The sequence below is a fragment of the Mameliella sp. MMSF_3455 genome (assembly GCF_030733205.1).
Classification (GTDB): Bacteria; Pseudomonadota; Alphaproteobacteria; order Rhodobacterales; family Rhodobacteraceae; genus Antarctobacter.
Map to the genome: position 1 here is coordinate 20,329 of NZ_JASHJL010000021.1, position 21,838 is coordinate 42,166.

Genomic DNA, 21,838 nt, shown 5'->3' on the forward strand with positions numbered 1-21,838 from the left:
GATCCTTCAGGCGGCGGTGGTGACGACCCCGCCGTCGACGGCAAGGCATTGTCCGGTAATCATTGCGCTGGCCTTGGAAGCCAGGAAAAGCACGGGCCCGGCAAGATCCGCCGGTTCCAGATGACGGCCAAGACACTGCTTGGTCAGAAAGTCGTCCAGGGCCTCGGGCGAGGCCCAGAGCCGCAGCTGGCGTTCCGTCAGGACCCACCCCGGCGCCACTGCGTTGACGCGGATGCCGTCGCGGCCGAATTCGCGCGCGTGGCCGCGTGTCATGGCGGTGATCCCGCCGTTGGCGGTGGTATAGGCCGTCATCTCTGCCATGCCCAGCATGTAGCTGATCGAACTGAAGTTGACGATGGCCCCGCCGCCCGCCTCCATCATACCTGGCACGGCGATCTGGGTTGTCAGGAAATAGCTTTTCAGGTTGACCGCGATCAGGTCATCCCATTCGGCAGAGCTGATCTCGAGCGTATCGTGGCGGGTGTCATTGGCCGCGTTGTTGACCAGCACCGTGATCGGGCCATGTTGCCGCGCCGCCTCGGCCATCGCGGCGCGCAGCGCGGGTTCGTCGGTGACATCGCATTGCAGGAACAGCGGGCGGTTGCCGTGCCGGGTTTCCATCCGGTCGCAGAATACCGTCACGTCCGAGCGCTGGCAAAAGGCCACCCGGGCGCCCTGTTCGAGAAAAGCCTCCGTCAGCGCGGCCCCGATCCCCGCGCCGCCGCCGGTGATGAAGACCGACGTGCCGCGCAGGTCCGGGAACACCGCATCCCCCGCAAGTTGTTCGGTCACTGGCTTTCTCCCCTGCAGACATCCCTGTCACTGTCGCCGCGCAGACCGTTCCGCGCAAGAGCCTGTCAAAGGGCTGGAATCATGGCGCGATATCGGGTCTAGTCTGCGCACGACCGGAAAGGAGGGTTCCATGAACTGCGTATTCGTCCAGATCCGATGCCGCCCCGGCACCGCCTATCGCGTGGCCGGCGACATCGCCCTGCGCGAAATCCATTCCGAGCTCTACTCGACCAGCGGCGAGTATGACCTGCTCCTCAAGATCTACATCCCCAAGGAAGAGGACACGGGCAAATTCATCAACGACAACCTGCTGGACATCGACGGGATCGAACGCACGCTGACGACGCTGACGTTCCGCGCGTTCTGACATCTGACAACCGGGAGAATTCCATGAGTCTCAAGACATTGACGACGGGCGGGCTGCTGTGCGCCGCCCTTGCCCTGCCGGCCGCGGCCGAGGTCAAGGTGGGCATGATCACCACGCTGTCCGGCGGTGGTGCAAGCCTTGGCATCGACACGCGCGACGGCTTCATGCTGGCCATCGAACAGTCGGGACGGACCGATCTCGAGGTGGTCATCGAGGACGACCAGCGCAAACCCGACGTGGCCGTGCAACTGGCCGACAAGATGATCCAGTCGGAAAAGGTCGACCTGCTCACCGGCATCGTCTGGTCCAACCTCGCGATGGCGGTGGTGCCTTCGGCAACGGCGCAGGGCAAGTTCTACCTGTCGACCAACGCCGCCCCGGCGCAGCTGGCCGGGCGGGGCTGCAATGCCAGGTATTTCTCGGTCTCCTACCAGAACGACAACCTGCACGAAGGCGCGGGCGCCTATGCCACGCAGGCCGGGTTCAAGAACACCTTCATCCTCGCGCCCAACTACCCCGCGGGCCAGGACAGCCTGACCGGCTTCAAGCGCTTCTACGAAGGTGACCTGGCGGGCGAGGTCTATACCAAGCTGGGCCAGACCGACTATGCCGCCGAGATCGCGCAGATCCGGGCCAGTGGCGCGGATTCGGTCTTTTTCTTCCTGCCCGGCGGCATGGGCATCTCTTTCCTCAAGCAATACGCGGATTCCGGCGTGGACCTGCCGCTGGTCGGCCCGGCCTTCAGCTTTGACCAGGGCATCCTGCAGGCCGTGGGGGACGCGGCACTTGGGGTCAAGAACTCTTCGACCTGGTCCAAGGACCTGGACAACGCCGCCAACGCCACCTTCGTCGAGGCCTTCGAGGCGAAATACGACCGGCTGCCGTCGATCTACGCGGCGCAGGGCTATGACACCGCCAACCTGATGCTTTCGGCGCTGGACAAGGCCGAGATCTCGGACGAGGCCGGGTTCGGCGCGGCGCTCAAGGCGGCAGAGTTTGACAGCGTGCGGGGTGAATTCTCCTTCGCGGCCAACAACCACCCGATCCAGAACGTCTACGTCCGCGAGGTCATCAAGGAAGGCGACATCTTTACCAACAAGATCGTCGCCACCGCTATGGAAGACCGCGCAAACGCCTACGTCGACGACTGCAAGATGTAACACACCTGTACGCCCCGGGCCGTCCCGGGGCGTCCGACCCGACGACATTCCCCATGACAACCACCCTGATCCTCGAGCAGTTCCTGAACGGTCTGCAATCCGGCATCATGCTTTTCCTCATGGCGGCCGGTCTGACGCTGATCTTCGGCGTCATGGGGCTGATCAACCTGGCGCATGGCTCGCTCTACATGGTCGGCGCGTTCTGCGCGGCCACGGCGGCGGCCGCAACCGGGTCCTTCGCGCTGGGACTTGTGGCCGCACTGGCCGGCGCGGCGGCGGCGGGGGCATTGATCGAACTCGTGGTGATCCGGCGCCTCTACGACCGCGACCACCTTGACCAGGTGCTGGCCACCTTCGCGCTGATCCTGATTTTTTCCGAAGGCACGCGCTGGGTCTTTGGCTCCTTCCCGCTCTACCTCGACGTGCCGGAAGCGCTTTCCGGCCCCGTGACCCTGCCCGGCGGCATCCAGTATCCGCTGTATCGGCTGACGCTGATCCTCGCCGGTCTTGCCGTGGCGGTGGGCCTCTTCTGGCTGATCGCGCGCACCCGGATCGGCGTGCAGATCCGCGCGGGCGAGAACGACCGAGAGATGATCGCCGCGCTGGGAGTCGATATCGACCGGCTCTATACCTTCATCTTTGCGCTCGGCGCGGCGTTGGCGGGACTGGCAGGCGCGCTGGTGGGCGCAATCCAGTCGGTGCAGGTGGGCATGGGTGAACCGGTTCTCATCCTGGCCTTTGTCACCATCGTGATCGGCGGGATCGGCTCGATCAAGGGCGCACTTGTGGGCGCACTGCTGGTGGGGCTGACGGACACGCTGGGCTCGGTCTTCCTGCCGGAACTGTTCAAGCTGTTCATGGCACCCGCCGCCGCCACGCAGACCGGCGCCTCGCTCTCTTCGATGGCGATCTACATCCTGATGGCGGTTGTCCTGATCTGGCGCCCGACGGGCCTGTTCGGAGCACGCGCATGACCCGCGAAACCCTGTTCAACCTCGCCGTTCTGGCGGGGCTCGTCGCATTGCCGCTCTACGCGCATCTGGCGGATGAGCCCTTTACCATCACGCTGGCCACCCGCGCCGTGATCCTGTCGCTGGCGGCGGTGGGGCTGAACATGGCATTGGGGATCGGCGGGCTGGTCAGCCTGGGGCACGCGGTGTTTTTCGGGATCGGCGGCTATGCGATGGGCATTCTCGCCTTTCACGCGCAGAACTACATGCCGCTGATGGAGACGCCTTTCCTGATAGAGGGCACCAAGTCGATGCCACTGATCTGGCTCGCGGCGGTCGTCGCCTCAGCGCTGGCGGCCCTGGTCATCGGCCTGCTGTCGCTGCGCACCAGCGGTGTCTACTTCATCATGATCACGCTCGCCTTCGGACAGATGTTCTACTATTTTGCCATCTCGTGGTCGGCCTACGGCGGAGAGGACGGCATGTCGATCTATGTCCGCAACGGCTTCCCGGGCCTCAACACGCTGGTGCCGATCCAGTTCTACGGCCTCTGCCTTGCGGCACTGGTGCTGGCGCTCGGGTTCAACGGCGCATTGGCACGCTCACGCTTCGGACTCGCGCTCAACGCGGCGCGACAGGTGCCCGAGAGGGTGCGCGCCGTGGGGCTGGACCCGTTCCGCCTGCGCCTTGTGGCCTTCACGATCTCGGGCGCGATCACCGGGCTGGCGGGCGCGCTGTTTGCGGACCTCAACCGATTTGTCTCGCCCACCATGTTCAGTTGGCAACTGTCCGGAGAGTTCATCGTCTTCATCATCATCGGCGGCACCGCGCGTCTGTTTGGCCCGGTCGTCGGCGCCTGCCTCTTCGTGGTGCTGGAACATTACATCGGCGGCTGGTCGGACTACTGGCACATCTGGTTCGGCCTGCTGTTGCTGGGCATCGTACTGTTCGGACGCGGCGGCGTCATCGGGCTGATCGCCGGAAAGGCGCGGGCACATGGCTGAGGCGGTTCTGGAAACCAGGGGCCTGCGCAAGGCGTTCGGCGCTCTGCAGGCGACGGATGACGTCTCGATCTCGCTGCGCGCCGGAGAGATCCATGCCATCATCGGACCGAACGGGGCCGGAAAGTCGACGCTGATCGCGCAGATCAGCGGCGCGCTGGCCCCGGATGCAGGGCAGGTGATGCTGGGTGGTCGCGACGTCACCGGTTTGCCGGTACAGGCCCGCGCCCGCGCCGGTCTGGCAAGAACCTTTCAGATCAGTCAGTTGGCGATGGAGGACACGGTTCTCCAGAACGTCGCGCTGGGGGCGCTTGGCGCGCAGGGACGCCCCTTTGGCATGTTCCGCCCGGCGCTGCGCGACCGGGCGATCCGGGACCGTGCCGAGGCGGCGCTGGAGCGGGTCGGGCTGGCCGGGCAAGCGGCGATGCGAACCGCAGAGCTGTCGCACGGAGAGCGGCGAAAACTGGAGGTGGCGGTGGCGCTGACTCTGGACCCCCGCGCCTTTGTCATGGACGAGCCGATGGCGGGCCTGGGCACCGAGGGATCGGCACAGCTGACCGACTTTCTGGACGGGCTGCGGGCACAGGCACCGATCCTGCTGGTCGAGCATGACATGGACGCGGTCTTTGCGCTGGCCGACCGGGTCAGCGTGCTGGTTTATGGACGGGTGATCGCCAGCGGCACGGTCGAGGACATCCGCCGTGACAGGGCCGTGCGCGACGCCTACCTGGGGGACGAGACATGAGCGCGCTCTTGCAGGTCGAAGGGCTGAAAGCCACCTATGGCGCCAGCCAGGCGCTGTTCGGCGTCGACCTTCAGGTCGCCTCGGGCGAGGTCGTTGCGCTGATGGGGCGCAACGGCATGGGCAAGACGACGACTGTGAAATGCATCTGCCGCCTGCTGCGCGCCGAGGGGCATATTTCGTTTGACAGCAAGGATTTGCGCCGCCTGCCAGCACATCGCGCCGCGCGACTGGGGATCGGGCTGGTGCCCGAGGGGCGGCGCTGTTTCGCGGACCTGACGGTGCAGGAGAACCTGACCGCCGCCGCCCGCCCCGGCCCCTGGGACATGGGCAAGGTGGGCACCTTGTTTCCGCGCCTGAGCGAGCGCAAGACGCAGGTCGCGCGCTCTTTGTCGGGTGGCGAGCAGCAGATGCTGGCGATCGGGCGGGCGCTGATGACGAACCCGCGCCTGTTGATCCTGGACGAGGCGACAGAGGGGCTGGCGCCCTTGATCCGGCAGGAAATATGGGACGCGGTGGGACAGCTCAAACGCGAAACGGGCATGGCCATCCTGATCATCGACAAGAGCCTGAAGGAACTGACACAGGTGTCCGACCGGGCGGTGATCCTGAACCGGGGGCGCACCGCCTGGACCGGGGTTCTGGACGATCTGAGCGCCGATCTGGCGCAGCGTTACCTGGGCGTCTGAGCCCCTGACGTTTGTACGTTTTGTACAAAACGTACGGCGATTCCGGCATTTTGTACAAAGCGGTGAAGTTTCGTTAACCCGCCTCTTGGCGCCCTATTCGAATCCGACCGGGCGGATCATCAGATCCCATCCCGCCAGCGCCGGCACGTCGATGTAGCGGGCGCTGGCCCAGCCGGTCTGCCCGCCGTTCCGGACCTGGTACCAGACCCCCTGCCCGTCCGCCGAAAGGGCGCAATCCAGCACATCGACCGGCGTTCCCTCGGACCAGCGGGCAAGCCGGTCGCCGCCGGGCGCGGTGCGGATGTTGACGTTGGACCCGAGCCGCGCACCGGACCAGTCCATCGGCAGGATCGGCGCCTCGGGCGCATCGTAAAGCTCACCGACCCAACTGTAGGCCTCCGGGTCTTCCTCTTCGAAGAACCGGTTGCCCGCGTCCCAGCGGTAGTAGCGTGTGGTCAACTGCCCGCCGTGACAGCCGAGGCTGTCCGCAAGCAGGGCGCCGGTGGCGCGTGGCAGGGTGTCGCCGTGCTGGCTGTAGCCATAGTCGTTGCGTGGCGCGGCACACCAGCCGCCGCCAGTGGATTGGCGGCCACAGTCGCCGAAGGGCGTGATGCCCAATGTGTCGCCCTCCTGCCACTCGATGCTGCATCCATCGTTGGCCAGCCGGCGGTCGCCGTATCTTTCGAACAGGGTCCGCAGCGGTGTGTCATCGGGAAACTCGCTGCCAATTTCGACCGGCCAGAACTCGTACCCGGCGGCGATCATGTCCCGGCCCTTTGAGTAAGTCAGGTACTGGCACATGTTGAACGCGTCGCGCTGGGTCAGCCCCGCCAGCGCAAGCGGCGTGCCGCCCTTGGGTCCGGCGACGGGAACAAAAACCATGAAGCGCGTCACCAACCCGCCGCGCAGCAGGAAGAAATCATTCGGCCGGCGATAGTGCAGTGCGTTTTGCACCAAGGCCGAAGGCGCGATGCCGTTGCCGATCAATTGGATGTACTCCGACATGATCTGGTAGGTCAGATCCATCGCGGCGGCGATTTCCGTCTGCCGGGCCTGCTGGTCCAGCGGGACGAACGGCATGTGAAAGCCCAACCGCGCGCCCTGTTCGACATAGCGCACCGACCGGCCGGAATCGCGTGGCAGGGCCGCCAGCGCAAAGGCCACGGCGCAGGCGGACATGCATTCGCTTTCGGCCAGCACGACAACACCGTTCAGCGCGGGATCGCCGTTGCCCTGACGGTACAGGCGCAGGGTTTCGCCCATCGCCACGCCTTCGAGGAAGTTGCCGCCCGGGCTGTCAAGGACGACGGCAAAGGAGGTGACCGAGTCCTCGGGGCCGATCAGCGCGGCCAGCCGTTCGGCATCGCCGGGTTCGATCACACCGGAAACGGAGATGATCCGCAGCCCGCCGTAATAGGGATGGTTCACGGATCCGGCGGGCAACAGGACGGGGCTGTTGCGGCCCGCGTTGGTGTCCTCTCCGTAGATCGGCCAGAGCTGGGCCAGCCTTGGGCGCAGGTCATCGCGCAGTGAAATCTCGGCCGCCTGGGCCGCGCCGCCAACAAAGGCCAGCGCCGCGGCGAGGACCGCGCGGATCACGCCCATCACTCGATCACGTAGCTCTTGAAGGCATAGTCGACGGTGCCGCCATCGAGTGTGACCTTGCCCGAAAGCTGCCCCTTGTTGAGGTCCGCCAGCACAAGCCGCAGCGCCGATTTCAGCTCTGCCGCGTCGCTGACGCCGCTGCTGCTGCACAGGTATCCGATGCGATGTTCGCCTTTTTCGTCCTGCTCCTGCACGACGACGGCATATTGGCTGGTGGGGGTGACCTGATAGCGGGTCTGGCCGGGCCCAAGATCGACCTTTTCGAAAATCTCCAGCGGGATCGGTGTCAGTTGCAGGCTGGGCGAGATGTCGACGAAGGCCGGCGTGCAGTCCGATGGCATATCGGCCACCAGAGACAGTTCCCCGCCCACCCCGAGGCTGTCGGGAAAGGCCGACATGAGCATCGGCTGGGGTTTGGGTGCGGGCAAGGGCCCCGGTTTCAGAACCTTCGACTGGCCGATGATCTCGGCCATCGGGATGCCGTAGTTGATGCCCACGTTGCGGTTGCCGGAATTGTGCAGCGCGATCACCTGGCGGGCGGAACTGTCGATGATCGGAGAGCCGGAATTGCCGCCCAGCGTATCGCAGGTATGGCGCACCCGCTGACCGGACTGGGACTCGGGCGCCTTTTCCAGCGGCGGGCGCGCGGCGCGGCAGCCCTCGCGGCTGATGTGCTGGGACTTGCCCATAGGGTGGCCGATGATCCAGAAGGGCATCCCCTCGACCGGCGGGGCCGAGGAGAGCGGCAGCGGCGGAAAGCGGTCGATCGGCACGCCCGTCACCTCGAGCACGGAATAATCCAGTTCCGCCGAGCTTTCGACCGGGACCGGGTTGACGGCGAAACGGGCGGTTTCCTCGTCCCGGCCCGGTTCGACGAAACCGGCGATCCAGGTGACCGAGGTGATTTCGGTGGCGCCGATGCGCGGGTCTTCCAGTACGCCGGGAATGCAATGGTAGTTGGTCATGATATGGGTGGCATCCACCAGGAAGGCGGTGCAGGGGTTTTCGCCCGCGTCTGTCCGGATCTGCAGCTTGCCGACGCCGCGGCCCAGTTTCCGGAAATCCGCGCTGGGAGAATAGGTGTAGATCGCCTCGTTGTTGTAGCCCTCGATGGCCAGTTCCTTGACGATACCGTCATCCGCGCAAAGCGCGGCAGGCAGGGCGACAAGCGTGGCGGCCAGGGCCGGGAGGCGGGCAAAGAGGGGCATGGCAATCCTCTGGTCAGACAAATCCGCGGCAACCATAGCAAATCCCTACCTGCGCGCTTGGAAAAAATGCGGTAAGTGAAAACGAAAGCGATTTCGTCTATCCTGTCGCAACAACTTCAGGGGGCCACGATGCACCGTTCCTTTTCCTTTCCGCCAATTGGCCGTCGCGCCCGGCCCGCGCCGGGCCTTGCGCGCATCGGCAGGATGGGACGTGGCTTTGACGCCCGGGTTGCGGCCACCGCCTTGAACCGCCGGCGACAATGGGCAATCGTGCGCCCCGCTGTGCTTTCCTTTCGACCAACGCTGGATATTGCCATGACCAAGACAATGTTTCCCCTTCTTGCCGCCGCGCTGGTCCTTCCCTCCGCGGCCCTCGCCCAGTCGACCGTGACGCTGGACAGTTTTTCGCTGGGTGATGCGCCCAAGCCCGATGCCGACGCCGCCGAGATGCGCGATTGCCTTGTCGACCCTTCTGCCTGCGAGAACTCCGAATTCAGCGGCGGCTCAAAGTTCACGCTGGACGACGTGGTCAACCTGGGCGTGGTCAAGCGCCAGCCCAAGCCGCCCGCCTCGGAGACGCAGGCCCGGATCGGCGGGACCATCGCCGTGGAAGACCGCACAAAGAAACCCGAGCCGCTGCCGACCATCGACCTGGAAGTGCTGTTTGACTATGGATCGGACGCGCTGACCCCGCAGGCGATGGCGAAACTGTCGACCCTTGCCAATGCGCTCAGCGATCCGCGGCTGAAGGACAGCAAGCTGATCTTCATCGGCCATACGGACGCGGTGGGCAGTGCAGAATACAACAAGGCGCTGTCACAGCGCCGCGCGAATTCGGTCGCGCGCTTCGTGCAAGGCACCATGAGCCTGGGCACCGGCCAGATCGAGGCGGTGGGCGTGGGGTTTGACTATCTCAAGAACACCCGCCGTCCCGACGCGGCCGAAAACCGGCGCGTGCAGCTGGTCCTGGTGCCCGGCGCCTGACCAGCCGGACGGTTTGCCGACGACAAGGGGGCCCATCGGCCCCCTTTTTGCTGCGCGCATGGGCAAAGACCGGCAAATGGGGCCGGTTTTTGGCCCCGACAGAATTTTACCGTTTGATAAAATTCCGACCTGTGGCAGGCTGATTCCACAAGAACATGAAAACAGGGAGAGGCCATGACCAGCCCGCAGACCCCCGGCATCCAGTCCGGGCGCCTCAGCCAGGATCAGTTGGCTCGGAACTTCGAGGATCTTCACGCGCCTTACGACCCGCACGAGGCGGCGGTGGCAGCGGACCGCTGCTATTTCTGCCACGATGCGCCCTGCGTGACCGCCTGCCCGACCGAGATCGACATCCCGCTGTTCATCCGGCAGATCGCCACCGGCCAGCCGGAAGCGGCGGCGAAGACGATCTTTGAACAGAACATCCTGGGCGGCATGTGCGCCCGGGTCTGCCCGACCGAAACGCTCTGTGAAGAGGCCTGCGTGCGCGAGACCGCCGAGGGCAAGCCGGTCGAGATCGGGCGCCTGCAACGCTATTCCACCGATGCGCTGATGGCGCGGCAGGGCCATCCCTTCGACCGCGCGGCCGAAACCGGCAAGCGCGTGGCAGTGGTCGGCGCTGGCCCGGCGGGCCTGGCCTGTGCGCATCGCCTGGCGATGAAGGGCCATGCCGTCACGATCTACGAGGCGCGCCCCCGCCCCGGCGGGCTGAACGAATACGGCATCGCCGCCTACAAGACGGTGGACGGCTTTGCGGCGCGCGAGGTCGACTGGCTGATGGGCATCGGCGGAATCACCATCGAATACGGCAGCACGCTGGGGGTCGAGGTGACCCTGGAGGGCCTGCGCGAGAACTTCGACGCGGTGTTCCTGGGGGTCGGCCTGGCCGGGGTGAACCTGCTGGAACTCGAGGGGGGCGAAAAGGCCGGGGTCGAGGACGCCGTGCGTTTTATCGCCGACCTGCGGCAAAGCGAAGACCTGGCCGCCCTGCCGGTGGGCCGCAACGTGGTGGTGATCGGCGGCGGCATGACCGCCGTGGACGCCGCCGTGCAGTCGAAACTGCTGGGCGCCGAGAACGTGACGCTGGCCTATCGCCGGTCGCGCGAAGAGATGCCGGCCAGCGGCTTTGAACAGGACCTGGCGGCGTCAAAGGGCGTGCGGCTGATGTTCAACGTGATGCCGGTGGCCATGCACGGCAACGGCGCGGTGCGCGAGATCGAACTGGAATACACCGCACTGGTGGACGGCAAGCTGCAGGGCACGGGCGAAACCATGCGCCTGCCTGCCGACCAGGTGTTCCGGGCCATCGGCCAGACCCTGGCGCCGGTCGAGGGGCTGGACCTGGACGGCCGCAAGCTCAAGGTGACGGAGACAGGCCGCACCTCTCTCGCGGGGGTCTGGGCCGGGGGCGACTGCACGCCCGGCGAGGACCTGACCGTGGTCGCCGTGGCCGAGGGCCGCGACGCCGCAGAGGACATTCACGCGACGCTGATGGCGACGGCGGGGTAAACCCCGCCCGACGCCTCACCCCCAACGGGAGACGAGACATGGCTGATCTGACAACCGACTTCCTGGGCATCACCTCGCCCAACCCCTTCTGGCTGGCCTCGGCGCCGCCGACCGACAAGGAATACAACGTCCGCCGCGCCTTTGAGGCGGGCTGGGGCGGTGTCGTCTGGAAGACCCTGGGCGCCGAAGGACCGCCCGTGGTCAACGTGAACGGGCCGCGCTATGGCGTGATTCACGGCGCCGACCGGCGCGTGCTGGGCATCAACAACATCGAGTTGATCACCGACCGGCCCCTGGAAACCAATCTCGAAGAAATGGCGCGGGTCAAGGCGGACTACCCCGATCGCGCGCTGATCGCCTCGATCATGGTGCCCTGCGACGAGGCCAGCTGGAAGGCGATCCTGCCGCGCGTGGCGGAGACCGGCTGTGACGGGATCGAGCTGAACTTTGGCTGTCCGCACGGCATGTCCGAACGCGGCATGGGCAGCGCCGTGGGCCAGGTGCCGGAATACATCGAGATGGTCACCCGCTGGTGCAAGCAGTATTACGACAAGCCGGTGATCGTGAAGCTGACGCCCAATATCACCGACATCCGCAAACCCGCCACGGCGGCGAAGAACGGCGGCGCCGATGCGGTGAGCCTGATCAACACGATCAATTCGATCACCTCGGTCGATCTCGACAATTTCGCGCCCGAACCGACCATCGACGGCAAGGGCAGCCACGGCGGCTATTGCGGCCCGGCAGTCAAACCCATCGCCCTGTCGATGGTCTCGGAGATCGCCCGCAACGCCGACACCCACGGCCTGCCGATCAGCGGCATCGGCGGCGTGACGACCTGGCGCGACGCGGCCGAGTTCATGGTGCTGGGCTGCGGCAACGTGCAGGTCTGCACGGCGGCGATGACCTATGGCTTCAAGATCGTCGAGGAGATGAAGCGCGGGCTGAGCCAGTGGATGGACGAGAAGGGCTATCGCTCGACCTCCGAATTCATCGGCAAGGCGGTGCCCAATGTCACCGACTGGCAGTACCTGAACCTGAACTACGTCACCAAGGCCAAGATCGACCAGGACGCCTGCATCAAGTGCGGCCGCTGCTATGCCGCCTGCGAGGACACCAGCCACCAGGCGATCTGGATGAAGGAAGGCCGGGTCTTCGAGGTCAACGACGCGGAATGCGTGGCCTGCAACCTTTGCATCGACGTCTGCCCCGTCGAGGATTGCATCACGATGGAACGGATGGAGGCCGGCAGCACCGACCCGCGCACCGGCAAGACCGTGTCGGACGACTATGCCAACTGGACCACGCATCCGAACAACCCGATGGCCAAAGCCGCGGAGTGACGCGGGAGGGGCCGTGCCCCATCGCCTGCGGCACGGCCCCGTCGGGGCATGTGACAAGGAAGCAAGGGAAGCGCCGGAGCGGGATGGCCGTTCCGGCGCTTTGCACATCCGGGGGCCGGTCGCGCCGGGGGCTTGCCCGGCGCCACGCGGCTTGCCATTCTGCGCGGTGGGAGGCGGATCATGGCGCTGTTCAATCTCACCCGCTGGCCGGGTTTTGCCGTGTTCCTGCTGGCCGGCGGGGCGGCAGTGACCTTTGCCTTCGTGACCGTGAACCTGTTTTCACAGGCCATGGCCAGCCTCGCCTTTCTCAAGAAATTCGGCTGGGAGGCGATCCGCCACGGGGCGCTGTGGCAGGTGGCCGAACTGGCGGTCTGGGGGGCGCTGTCGCTGTTCTGCTGGCTGGTGTTCAAGGTCTGCGAACACCAGCTGACGGACCGCTACCTGACCTGGGCGCGCCGCAGACCCGAGCGCGACGACCGCTAGGGCGTCAGCAGGCGCCGGAACAGCACGTCGAGATGCGTTTCGGCCCCCGGAAAGGGATCATCCGCGTTCAGCACGGCGCGCACCTGCACGTCGAAATCCGCGTAATGCTGGGTCAGCGACCAGACAGAGAACATCAGGTGGCGCGGGTCGACCGGCGCCAGCCGTCCCTCGGCGATCCAGCCGTCGATCACCGTCGACAGATTGTCGACCATGCCCCGCAACTCGCCCTCGAGCACGGGCATGATGCGCGGCGCGCCCTGCACGATCTCGTTGGCGAAGAGCCGACTTTCGCGGGGAAAATCCCGCGACATCTGCAATTTCCGGCGGACGTAGCCAAGCAGTTCCTCGACCGGCTCTCCCTTTGGGTCGATGGCCTGCAACGGGTCCAGCCAGGTTTCCAGCAGCCCGCGCAGGAGCGCCTCGTAGATCGCCTCCTTGGAAGGGTAGTAATAAAGCAGGTTGGGTTTCGACAGGCCCGCCTCGCTGGCGATTCGATCCAGCGTGGCGCCGCGGAACCCGGCCTCGGAAAAGACCGTCAGACCGGCCTCGAGGATCGCCTCGCGCTTGGCCTTCTGGATGCGTGTCTGAGGCACGGCCTTTCCGTTTTTCCCCGATGCCGATTTTCCGATCATGGCCACGCGCCCCTGCCCTTTTTACCAGCATCTGCCGGATTTGACGGCAGGACGCTTGACTGACTCCATCCCTCTGGTAGCGTTGATTTGACCGGTTGGTCAAATCGGAACACCCGCGAGAGACGGGGAATTTCACGGGAGATACGACATGGCCGCACCTGCTGCAAACATGACCATCAATGCCGACCGGCTGTGGGACAGCCTGATGGAGATGGCCAAGATCGGCCCCGGCGTCGCGGGCGGCAACAACCGCCAGACCCTGACCGACGCGGATGCCGAGGGGCGCGCCCTGTTCCAGCGCTGGTGCGAGGAGGCCGGCTGCACGATGGGGCTGGACACGATGGGCAACATGTTCGCCCGGCGCGAGGGGACCGACCCGGACGCGCTGCCGGTCTATGTGGGCTCTCACCTCGACACCCAGCCGACGGGCGGCAAGTACGACGGCGTGCTGGGCGTGCTGGGCGGGCTGGAACTGATCCGGACCCTGAACGACCTGGACATCAAGACCAAACACCCGATCGTCGTGACCAACTGGACCAACGAGGAAGGCACGCGCTTTGCGCCGGCCATGCTGTCCTCGGGCGTCTTTGCCGGGGTGCATGAGCAGGACTGGGCCTATGCGCGCGAGGATGCCGAGGGCAAGTCCTTTGGCGACGAGCTTGTGCGGATCGGCTGGAAAGGCGACGAGGAAGTGGGCGCGCGCAAGATGCATGCCTTCTTTGAGCTGCACATCGAACAGGGGCCGATCCTCGAGGCCGAGGGCATCGACGTGGGCGTTGTCACCCATGGCCAGGGTCTGTCGTGGACGCAGGTGACGGTGACGGGCAAGGACGCGCACACCGGCTCGACCCCGATGCCGATGCGCAAGAACGCGGGCCTTGCCATGGCGCGCATTCTGGAAAAGGTCGAGGAAATCGCGCTGAGCCATGCGCCGCACGCGGTGGGCGCGGCGGGCCATATCGACGTCTACCCGAACTCGCGCAACGTGATCCCGGGCAAGGCGGTCTTCACCGTCGATTTCCGCTCGCCCGAACTGGCGGTGATCAAGGACATGGAGGCGCGGCTGAAAGCGGCGGCAGAGGAAATCTGCAAGCACATGGGCCTTGAGGTGGCGTTCGAGAAGGTCGGCGGGTTCGACCCGGTGGCCTTTGACGAGGGCTGTGTCTCGGCGATCCGGGGCGCGGCGGAGCGGCTGGGGTACAGCCATATGAACATCATCTCCGGCGCCGGGCATGACGCCTGCTGGATCAACCGGGTGGCGCCGACGGCCATGGTGATGTGCCCCTGCGTCGACGGGCTGTCACACAACGAGGCCGAGGAGATCAGCAAGGACTGGGCCAAGGCCGGGGCGGACGTGCTGTTCCACGCGGTGGTCGAGACGGCGGAGATCGTGGAGTGACAGCTGCGGTGCAGACCCCGACAGAGGTTGCGTCATGTCCCGGCTGCTGACCTTCGGCAACATTGCGTCCGCGATCGGGTGCCTTGCCGCGGGTTTTGCATTGGGTCAGGCCATGACAGGCAGCGCCCGCTACGAAGAAGGCGTCGTAGACGGTCGCGCCCGGCTTTCCTCTGCCGAAGATGCACTGAGCAAGCTGAACCAGGTGATCGTGGATCCGACGGTCACGGCCCTCTACACCGAGGACACGCGGGAAAGGCTGGATTCCCTCTCCGCGGCTGTCGCGGCACGGGACTACGACGAGATCGACAGGCTTTTGCCATTCGACCTGGTCCTTGTGGACGATGCCGGTTGCCTGCCGAACGGCAAGGCCGACACCGTAACGCCGCAAGACAACGTCAGGGTGAACTGCGAAACTGGTGTGACGGCGATCTTTGTCGTCGTAAACCAGAACCGGATCGACACCACGCTGGGGACCCAGATGAAGTCTCTTCCACAGGGCCAAGCCGGAACCTGGACACTAACGGACGGACAAGAGTGCAGTGTATTGGTGACTCACGCATCGATCGCCGGGGACAACCCGACTGCAACCATAATGTTTCAAGACTGCAAGGGGAGTTGAGCCAATGACCACAGTCATCAAGAACGGCACCATCGTCACGGCGGATCTCAGCTACAAGGGCGACGTGCTGGTCGAGAACGGCATCATCACCGAGATCGGCGAGAACCTGAAGGGCGACGAGGAACTCGACGCCACCGGCTGTTACGTCATGCCGGGCGGGATCGACCCGCATACGCACCTCGAGATGCCCTTCATGGGCACCTATTCCTCGGACGATTTCGACAGCGGCACCCGCGCGGCGCTGGCGGGCGGGACGACGATGGTGGTGGATTTCGCCCTGCCCTCTCCCGATGGTCAGGGTCTGCTGGATGCGTTGCAGATGTGGGACAACAAGGCCGGTCGCGCCCATTGCGACTATTCCTACCACATGGCGGTGACCTGGTGGGGGGAACAGATCTTCAACGAGATGAAGACGGTGGTCGAGGATCGCGGCATCACCACCTTCAAGCACTTCATGGCCTACAAGGGCGCGCTGATGGTGCAGGACGACGAGATGTTCGCCAGCTTCCAGCGTGTCGGCGAGCTGGGCGGGATCGCGCTTGTCCATGCCGAGAACGGCGACGTGGTGGCGGACCTGTCGCAAAAGCTGCTTGCCGAGGGCAACACCGGGCCGGAGGCGCACGCCTATTCGCGCCCGCCGCAGGTCGAGGGTGAGGCCGCCAACCGCGCGATCATGATCGCCGACATGGCGGGCGTTCCCCTGTATATCGTGCATGTCTCCTGCGAAGAGGCACATGAGGCGATCCGGCGCGCGCGCCAGCAGGGCAAGCGCGTCTGGGGCGAGCCGCTGATCCAGCACCTGACGCTGGACGAAAGCGAGTATTTCAACAAGGACTGGGACCATGCGGCGCGGCGCGTCATGTCGCCCCCCTTCCGCAACAAGAAGCACCAGGAAAGCCTGTGGAACGGGCTGATGTCCGGCTCTCTCTCGGTCGTGGCGACGGATCACTGCGCCTTCACCACCGATCAGAAACGCTATGGCGTGGGAGATTTCACCAAGATCCCCAATGGCACCGGCGGACTTGAGGACCGGATGCCGATGCTCTGGACGCATGGGGTGGGCACCGGGCGGCTGACCCCCGAGGAATTCGTCGCCATGACCTCGACCAATATCGCCAAGATCCTGAACTGCTACCCGCGCAAGGGGGCGATCCGGGTCGGGTCGGACGCGGATATCGTGGTCTGGGACCCGGAGAAGGAAAAGACCATCAGTGCCGCCAGCCAGGTGTCTTCGATCGATTACAACGTCTTCGAGGGTAAGGCGGTCAAGGGCCTGCCGCGGTTCACCCTGACGCGGGGCCATGTGGCGGTGCACGACGGCGAGCTGCGGTCGCGCGAGGGGCATGGTGAGTTCGTCAAGCGGACACCGGGCACGCCGACCAACAAGGCCCTGTCGAAGTGGAAGGAACTGACCGCGCCGCGCCCGGTGAAACGCACGGGCATCCCGGCGAGCGGGGTGTAAGGCTTGGTGCGAGGCGGAACAGGGGCGACACCCGTTCGCACGGGTGTCACGGCGCCTTCGAAGCGCCTGGCGGCGCGGCGCCCGGAGCGTGACGCAACGGGGGCGCCATGACCGCCCCTACCCTCTCCGGCGTCCTCGAAGCCGCCATCTATGTCGATGACCTCGACGCCGCCGAGGGGTTCTACGGCGGCATCCTGGGACTGGAAAAGATCATCCGGGTCGAGGGGCGGCACGTCTTCTTTCGCTGCGGCAGCTCGGTCGTGCTGGCCTTCATCGCCGAGGCCACCGAGGAACCGCCGAAACCGGACGCCCTGCCCGTGCCGCCGCATGGGGCGCGGGGGCCGGGGCACTTGTGTTTCGCCGTACCGGCGGCAGAGCTTGACGCGATGGTGTCGCTGTTGACGGAAAGCGGCATCGCCATCGAGAGTGATTTCAACTGGCCGCATGGGCCGCGATCCGTCTATGTCCGCGATCCGGCGGGCAACAGCGTGGAATTCGCCGACCCGGCGCTTTGGGAGATGCCGGAATGAACGTGACCGCGTCAGGCCGGAACCAATGCCTCCAGTTCGGGCAGCAGGACCACGGATTCCTGTTCATGAGGGTCGGTGCGGGCGATCACCGCGACGGCGGGTTCGTCGCCGTCATTCAGGGGCAGATGCGGCATGTCCGCCGGTATGTAGATCATGTCGCCCGGCCCCGTCTCCATGCAATGTTCCAGCCGCTCGCCCCAGTACATTTTCGCCCTGCCGGAAATGACGTAGATCGCGGTTTCATGGGTCGCATGTTTATGCGCCCTGGCCCGTCCGCCCGGCGGAACGGTCAGCAGGTGCATGCAAAGCCCCTGCGCGCCGACGGTCTCTTTCGCGATACCCTCGAAATAGGAAAAGCCCTGCTTGCCGTCATATGTGCCCCCCGGGCGCAGCTTTTTGCAGTCGGTCATGGTAGAGCCCCGGTATCCAACATCCTGAAAGTCCAGCCTACAGCGGCCCTGCCGCTTCGCCAAACAAGGATCACGCGTGTTGAGCGATGAAGAAATCATGAACTGGCCGGAGGCGGGAACCGCCACCGCCGCGCCCGTCATCCGGGCCGACCACCTCGACCTGACCTTTCAGACGAATGACGGGCCGGTGCATGCACTGAAGGACGTCAGCCTGGACATCGCAAAGGGCAGTTTCGTCAGCTTCATCGGCCCCTCGGGCTGTGGCAAGACGACCTTCCTGCGTTGCATCGCGGCGCTGGAACATCCCACCGGCGGCAGCCTGACGGTGAACGCCATGACCCCGGACGAGGCGCGCCGGGCGCGGGCCTATGGATATGTCTTCCAGGCGGCGGGCCTGTACCCCTGGCGCACCATCGGGCGCAACGTGGCGCTGCCGCTGGAGATCATGGGCTATTCCAGGGCCGAACAGGCCGAGCGCGTGGCGCGGGTGCTGGAGCTTGTGGAGTTGTCGGGTTTTGAAAAGAAATTCCCCTGGCAACTGTCCGGAGGGATGCAGCAACGTGCGTCCATTGCAAGGGCGCTGGCCTTTGACGCGGACATCCTCCTGATGGACGAACCCTTTGGCGCCCTCGATGAGATCGTGCGCGACCGGCTGAACGAGGAACTGCTGAAGCTCTGGGACAAGACCGAAAAGACCATCGGCTTCGTGACCCACTCGATCCCCGAGGCGGTCTACCTGTCGACGCATATCGTGGTGATGAGCCCGCGCCCGGGCCGGATCACCGACGTGATCGAAAGCCCCCTGCCCAAGGAACGCCCGCTGGACATCCGCGACACGCCGGAATTCATCGAGATCGCGCATCGCGTGCGCGAGGGGCTGCGCGCGGGGTACGAGGAATGAGTGTCACGCGGCGCATCCCCGCCCCGGACCTGAGCCGGGACCACCACGCCCCGTGCCGGGAGGGAACGCATGGCTGAGGCAAGCGATCCGAAGGCCGGAACCAGCGCAGGAGGCTGGCCCCGCTGGCTGCGTCTGCCGCCGGTGCTGGGCATGGTGCTGGCCCTTCTGGCGATCTGGTACGTCGCCGTCGTGCCGATGAACGTCAAGGAAGTGCTGACAGCGGCGGAGCGCGCCGGCGTCGAGGTCTCTCCACCCTCCGCGGTGGACCGGCGCGACATGGGCAACTGGGCGCTGGTCTTTCGCAACACCCATGCGCTCGGGCAAAGCTGGAGCTCGGACCGTCCGAAACTGCCCGCGCCGCACCAGGTGCTGGTGGAACTGTACGACTCGACCATCGACGAAGAGCTGAACGGGCGGCGCGGGATCATGCGGTCGGGGACGCTGTCGAACCGCAGCCTGATCTACCACGCGCTGGTGACGCTGAACGCCACTTTCCTGGGGTTCCTGATCGGCGCCCTGCTGGGCGTGGGCCTGGCGGTGGGGATCGTGCATAGCCGCGTCATGGACATGAGCGTCATGCCCTGGGCCATCGTCAGCCAGACCATCCCGATCGTGGCGCTGGCGCCGATGATCATCGTGGTGCTCTATTCCATCGGGGTGCAGGGGCTGATCCCCAAGGCGGTGATCTCGGCCTATCTCTCCTTCTTCCCGGTGGTCGTGGGCATGGTGAAGGGGCTGCGCAGCCCGGACGCCATGCAGATGGACCTGATGCGCACCTATAACGCGCCGACCTCTTCTGTGCTGACGAAACTGCGCCTGCCCTCGTCGATCCCCTATCTCTTTGCCTCGCTCAAGATCGCCATAGCGGCGAGCCTTGTGGGTGCCATCGTCGGGGAACTGCCAGTGCAGAAAGGCGGGCTTGGCGCGCGGATGCTGGCGGGCAGCTACTACGGACAGACGTCGCAGATCTGGGCCGCGCTCTTGGTGGCGGCGGCGCTTGCGGCCCTGCTGGTCTGGGCCATCGGCGCGATCGAACGGCGCACACTGCGCCGGATGGGGATGATGCCATGACCTTGGTGATTTTCGCACTTGTGCTCTGGGCCGTGGGTTTCGGGTTGAACGTGATGCTGGCGAACGGGCCGGCACGGGACACGGGCGCGGTGCGCCTTGCGGTGCCGTTGATCTTTGGCCTGACCATCCTGGGCATGTGGGAGCTGATCGTGCGGGGCATGCAGGTCTCGACCGTGATCCTGCCGCCGCCCTCGCTGATCGCGGCCAGTTTTGCCGAGAACCTCGGCCTTCTCTGGGGCGATTTCGTGCAGACGATCCTGAAAGGCGCCCTGTCGGGATACATCATCGGCTGCGGCGCGGCCTTTCTGACCGCGTTGCTGGTGGATCGTTCGGACTACCTGCGCCGGGGGCTCTTGCCGCTGGGCAACTTCATGGCGGCCCTGCCCATCGTCGGCACGGCGCCGATCCTTGTGATGTGGTTCGGCTTTGGCTGGCAGTCCAAGGCGGCCGTGGTCGTTCTGATGGTCTATTTCCCGATGCTCGTGAACACGGTTGCCGGCCTGTCCGAGACCACCTCGATGCAGCGCGACCTGATGCGGACCTATGCCGCGACCTGGGGGCAGACGCTGTGGACGCTGCGCCTGCCCGCTGCCCTGCCCTTTGTCTTCAACGGGCTCAAGATCTGCTCGACGCTGGCGCTGATCGGGGCCATCGTTGCCGAGTTCTTCGGCAGCCCGACGCTGGGGCTGGGCTTTCGCATCTCGACCAGCATCGGCCAGCTTGACCTTGGCATGGTCTGGTCGGCCATCCTCGTGTCGGCGCTCTCGGGGACGCTGTTCTACGGGCTCGTGGCCCTGGCCGAACGCCGCATGACATTCTGGCACGCCTCGCACCGGGGCGGCCGATAACCGGACCGGACAAAACCGGCCACACGACACTAGGCACCAAGGAGGTACTGAAGATGAAACAGACATGGATCGCCGCCGTTGCGGCCCTGGGGCTGGCCAGCCCCGCGCTGGCGGCGGACGAGGTCACGCTACAGCTCAAATGGGTCACGCAGGCGCAGTTCGCGGGCTATTACGTGGCGCTGGAAAACGGCTATTACGACGAGGCCGACCTGGACGTGACGATCCTGCCCGGCGGGCCGGACATCGCGCCGACGCAGGTGATCGCGGGCGGCGGCGCCGACGTGATCGTGGAATGGATGCCGGCGGCGCTCTCGGCGCGCGAGAACGGCCTGCCGCTGGTCAATATCGCGCAGCCCTTCAAGTCCTCGGGCATGATGCTGACCTGCTGGAAGGATGCCGGGATCTCGGAACCCGCCGACCTGGACAACCGTACGCTGGGCGTCTGGTTCTTCGGCAACGAGTTCCCCTTCCTCGCCTGGATGAGCCAGCTGGACATCGCCACCGACGGCAAGGCCGAAGGGTCGGTCGAGGTGCTGAAGCAGGGCTTCAACGTCGATCCGCTGCTGCAGCGCCAAGCGGATTGCATCAGCACCATGACCTACAACGAGTACTGGCAGGTGATCGACGCGGGCGTGTCGCCCGAAGAACTGATCACCTTCAAGTACGAGGACCAGGGCGTCGCGATGCTGGAGGACGGGCTCTACGTCCTTGAGGAGAACCTCGAAGATCCCGAGTACGTGGACAAGATGGCGCGTTTCGTGGCCGCCTCGATGAAAGGCTGGAAATGGGCCGAGGAGAACCCCGAGGACGCGGCGATGATCGTGCTGGACTATGACGAGACCGGCGCCCAGACCGAGGGCCACCAGATCCGCATGATGGGCGAGGTCGCCAAGCTGACGGCGGGTTCGAACGGCGCGCTGGACCCGGCAGATTATCAGCGGACCGTGGACACGCTGCTGGCCGGCGGGTCGGACCCGGTGATCACCAAGGAGCCGGAAGGCGCCTGGACCCATGTGGTCACCGACGCGGCGCTGGACTGAGCCCCGGCCCCTGGAGTTGGAGAATTGAGAAAAGCCGCGGAAACGCGGCTTTTCACTTTTTAGGGTTGCTGGGGGCGCGGCCCCCAAACCCCC

Annotated in this window: 23 protein-coding genes; 18 read left to right on the plus strand and 5 right to left on the minus strand. The window is 65.6% G+C overall.

Features of this window, described 5'->3' with window-relative positions:
- Window positions 1–6: 6 nt before the first annotated feature.
- Window positions 7–792, minus strand: a complete 786-nt coding sequence (locus RBB42_RS15870; protein ID WP_305968900.1) for an SDR family NAD(P)-dependent oxidoreductase — start codon at window positions 790–792, stop codon at window positions 7–9.
- A gap of 130 nt (window positions 793–922) precedes the next feature.
- Here RBB42_RS15870 and RBB42_RS15875 point away from each other — a divergent pair, with 130 nt between their 5' ends.
- From RBB42_RS15875 to RBB42_RS15900, 6 genes are read left to right on the plus strand one after another with little or no spacing between them, the layout of a single operon-like run.
- On the plus strand, window positions 923–1,159 hold the full coding sequence (locus RBB42_RS15875; RefSeq protein ID WP_043136551.1) for an Lrp/AsnC ligand binding domain-containing protein: 237 nt from the start codon (window positions 923–925) through the stop codon (window positions 1,157–1,159).
- Between the two features lie 23 nt (window positions 1,160–1,182).
- On the plus strand, window positions 1,183–2,319 hold the full coding sequence (locus RBB42_RS15880) for an ABC transporter substrate-binding protein (protein WP_305968899.1): 1,137 nt from the start codon (window positions 1,183–1,185) through the stop codon (window positions 2,317–2,319).
- Between the two features lie 53 nt (window positions 2,320–2,372).
- Entirely contained in the window at window positions 2,373–3,293 is a 921-nt protein-coding gene (locus tag RBB42_RS15885; RefSeq protein WP_305968898.1) for a branched-chain amino acid ABC transporter permease, read from the plus strand.
- On the plus strand, window positions 3,290–4,273 hold the full coding sequence (locus tag RBB42_RS15890) for a branched-chain amino acid ABC transporter permease (protein ID WP_305968897.1): 984 nt from the start codon (window positions 3,290–3,292) through the stop codon (window positions 4,271–4,273). The genes RBB42_RS15885 and RBB42_RS15890 overlap by 4 nt, the downstream gene beginning before the upstream one ends.
- Window positions 4,266–5,015 (plus strand): ABC transporter ATP-binding protein, encoded by a 750-nt coding sequence (locus tag RBB42_RS15895; RefSeq protein WP_305968896.1) that lies wholly within the window; start codon window positions 4,266–4,268, stop codon window positions 5,013–5,015. Before RBB42_RS15890 ends, RBB42_RS15895 begins: the two co-directional genes overlap by 8 nt.
- On the plus strand, window positions 5,012–5,701 hold the full coding sequence (locus RBB42_RS15900) for an ABC transporter ATP-binding protein (RefSeq protein ID WP_305968895.1): 690 nt from the start codon (window positions 5,012–5,014) through the stop codon (window positions 5,699–5,701). The genes RBB42_RS15895 and RBB42_RS15900 overlap by 4 nt, the downstream gene beginning before the upstream one ends.
- A gap of 93 nt (window positions 5,702–5,794) precedes the next feature.
- On the opposite strand, the gene RBB42_RS15905 is transcribed toward RBB42_RS15900, so the two are convergent.
- Together RBB42_RS15905 and RBB42_RS15910 are read right to left on the minus strand one after the other, a co-directional pair.
- Window positions 5,795–7,306: an SH3 domain-containing protein gene (locus RBB42_RS15905; RefSeq protein ID WP_306043401.1), complete on the minus strand. Its 1,512-nt coding sequence runs from the start codon at window positions 7,304–7,306 to the stop codon at window positions 5,795–5,797.
- Window positions 7,306–8,514, minus strand: coding sequence for a trypsin-like serine peptidase (locus tag RBB42_RS15910; RefSeq protein WP_305968893.1), 1,209 nt, complete (start codon window positions 8,512–8,514; stop codon window positions 7,306–7,308). The genes RBB42_RS15905 and RBB42_RS15910 overlap by 1 nt, the downstream gene beginning before the upstream one ends.
- A gap of 315 nt (window positions 8,515–8,829) precedes the next feature.
- Between RBB42_RS15910 and RBB42_RS15915 the strand changes: the two genes are divergently transcribed.
- The 4 genes from RBB42_RS15915 (at window position 8,830) to RBB42_RS15930 (ending at window position 12,833) form a co-directional block, all read left to right on the plus strand.
- A complete protein-coding gene (locus RBB42_RS15915; RefSeq protein WP_305968892.1) occupies window positions 8,830–9,498 on the plus strand; it encodes an OmpA family protein in 669 nt (222 codons plus the stop codon).
- Between the two features lie 174 nt (window positions 9,499–9,672).
- Window positions 9,673–11,007 carry an NAD(P)-dependent oxidoreductase gene (locus tag RBB42_RS15920; protein ID WP_305968891.1) on the plus strand — a complete coding sequence of 445 codons (1,335 nt, stop codon included), beginning with the start codon at window positions 9,673–9,675 and terminating at the stop codon, window positions 11,005–11,007.
- Window positions 11,008–11,045: 38 nt separating this feature from the next.
- Window positions 11,046–12,350, plus strand: a complete 1,305-nt coding sequence (gene preA / locus RBB42_RS15925; protein WP_305968890.1) for an NAD-dependent dihydropyrimidine dehydrogenase subunit PreA — start codon at window positions 11,046–11,048, stop codon at window positions 12,348–12,350.
- A gap of 180 nt (window positions 12,351–12,530) precedes the next feature.
- Entirely contained in the window at window positions 12,531–12,833 is a 303-nt protein-coding gene (locus RBB42_RS15930) for a hypothetical protein (protein WP_305968889.1), read from the plus strand.
- On the opposite strand, the gene RBB42_RS15935 is transcribed toward RBB42_RS15930, so the two are convergent.
- A complete protein-coding gene (locus RBB42_RS15935; protein WP_371931770.1) occupies window positions 12,830–13,465 on the minus strand; it encodes a TetR family transcriptional regulator C-terminal domain-containing protein in 636 nt (211 codons plus the stop codon). The genes RBB42_RS15930 and RBB42_RS15935 overlap by 4 nt on opposite strands.
- A 148-nt stretch (window positions 13,466–13,613) precedes the next feature.
- Between RBB42_RS15935 and RBB42_RS15940 the strand changes: the two genes are divergently transcribed.
- From RBB42_RS15940 to RBB42_RS15955, 4 genes are all read left to right on the plus strand, one after another.
- A complete protein-coding gene (locus RBB42_RS15940; RefSeq protein WP_305968887.1) occupies window positions 13,614–14,864 on the plus strand; it encodes a Zn-dependent hydrolase in 1,251 nt (416 codons plus the stop codon).
- A 34-nt stretch (window positions 14,865–14,898) separates the two neighbouring features.
- Window positions 14,899–15,483 (plus strand): hypothetical protein, encoded by a 585-nt coding sequence (locus tag RBB42_RS15945; RefSeq protein WP_305968886.1) that lies wholly within the window; start codon window positions 14,899–14,901, stop codon window positions 15,481–15,483.
- 4 nt (window positions 15,484–15,487) lie between these two features.
- Window positions 15,488–16,945 carry a dihydropyrimidinase gene (gene hydA, locus RBB42_RS15950; protein ID WP_305968885.1) on the plus strand — a complete coding sequence of 486 codons (1,458 nt, stop codon included), beginning with the start codon at window positions 15,488–15,490 and terminating at the stop codon, window positions 16,943–16,945.
- 107 nt (window positions 16,946–17,052) lie between these two features.
- Window positions 17,053–17,475, plus strand: a complete 423-nt coding sequence (locus RBB42_RS15955; protein ID WP_305968884.1) for a VOC family protein — start codon at window positions 17,053–17,055, stop codon at window positions 17,473–17,475.
- Window positions 17,476–17,486: 11 nt separating this feature from the next.
- Here RBB42_RS15955 and RBB42_RS15960 read toward each other — a convergent pair whose 3' ends face one another.
- The gene (locus RBB42_RS15960; RefSeq protein WP_305968883.1) at window positions 17,487–17,885 is read right to left on the minus strand and encodes a cupin domain-containing protein; all 399 of its coding nucleotides are present in this window, start codon (window positions 17,883–17,885) and stop codon (window positions 17,487–17,489) included.
- A 97-nt stretch (window positions 17,886–17,982) separates the two neighbouring features.
- Between RBB42_RS15960 and RBB42_RS15965 the strand changes: the two genes are divergently transcribed.
- From RBB42_RS15965 to RBB42_RS15980, 4 genes are all read left to right on the plus strand, one after another.
- A complete protein-coding gene (locus RBB42_RS15965) occupies window positions 17,983–18,786 on the plus strand; it encodes an ABC transporter ATP-binding protein (protein ID WP_305968924.1) in 804 nt (267 codons plus the stop codon).
- Window positions 18,787–18,936: 150 nt separating this feature from the next.
- Complete coding sequence (locus RBB42_RS15970) at window positions 18,937–19,857, plus strand: ABC transporter permease (RefSeq protein WP_305968923.1); 921 nt, start codon at window positions 18,937–18,939, stop codon at window positions 19,855–19,857.
- The gene (locus RBB42_RS15975; RefSeq protein WP_305968882.1) at window positions 19,854–20,705 is read left to right on the plus strand and encodes an ABC transporter permease; all 852 of its coding nucleotides are present in this window, start codon (window positions 19,854–19,856) and stop codon (window positions 20,703–20,705) included. Before RBB42_RS15970 ends, RBB42_RS15975 begins: the two co-directional genes overlap by 4 nt.
- A gap of 53 nt (window positions 20,706–20,758) precedes the next feature.
- Window positions 20,759–21,745: an ABC transporter substrate-binding protein gene (locus RBB42_RS15980; RefSeq protein WP_305968881.1), complete on the plus strand. Its 987-nt coding sequence runs from the start codon at window positions 20,759–20,761 to the stop codon at window positions 21,743–21,745.
- Window positions 21,746–21,838 lie beyond the last annotated feature (93 nt).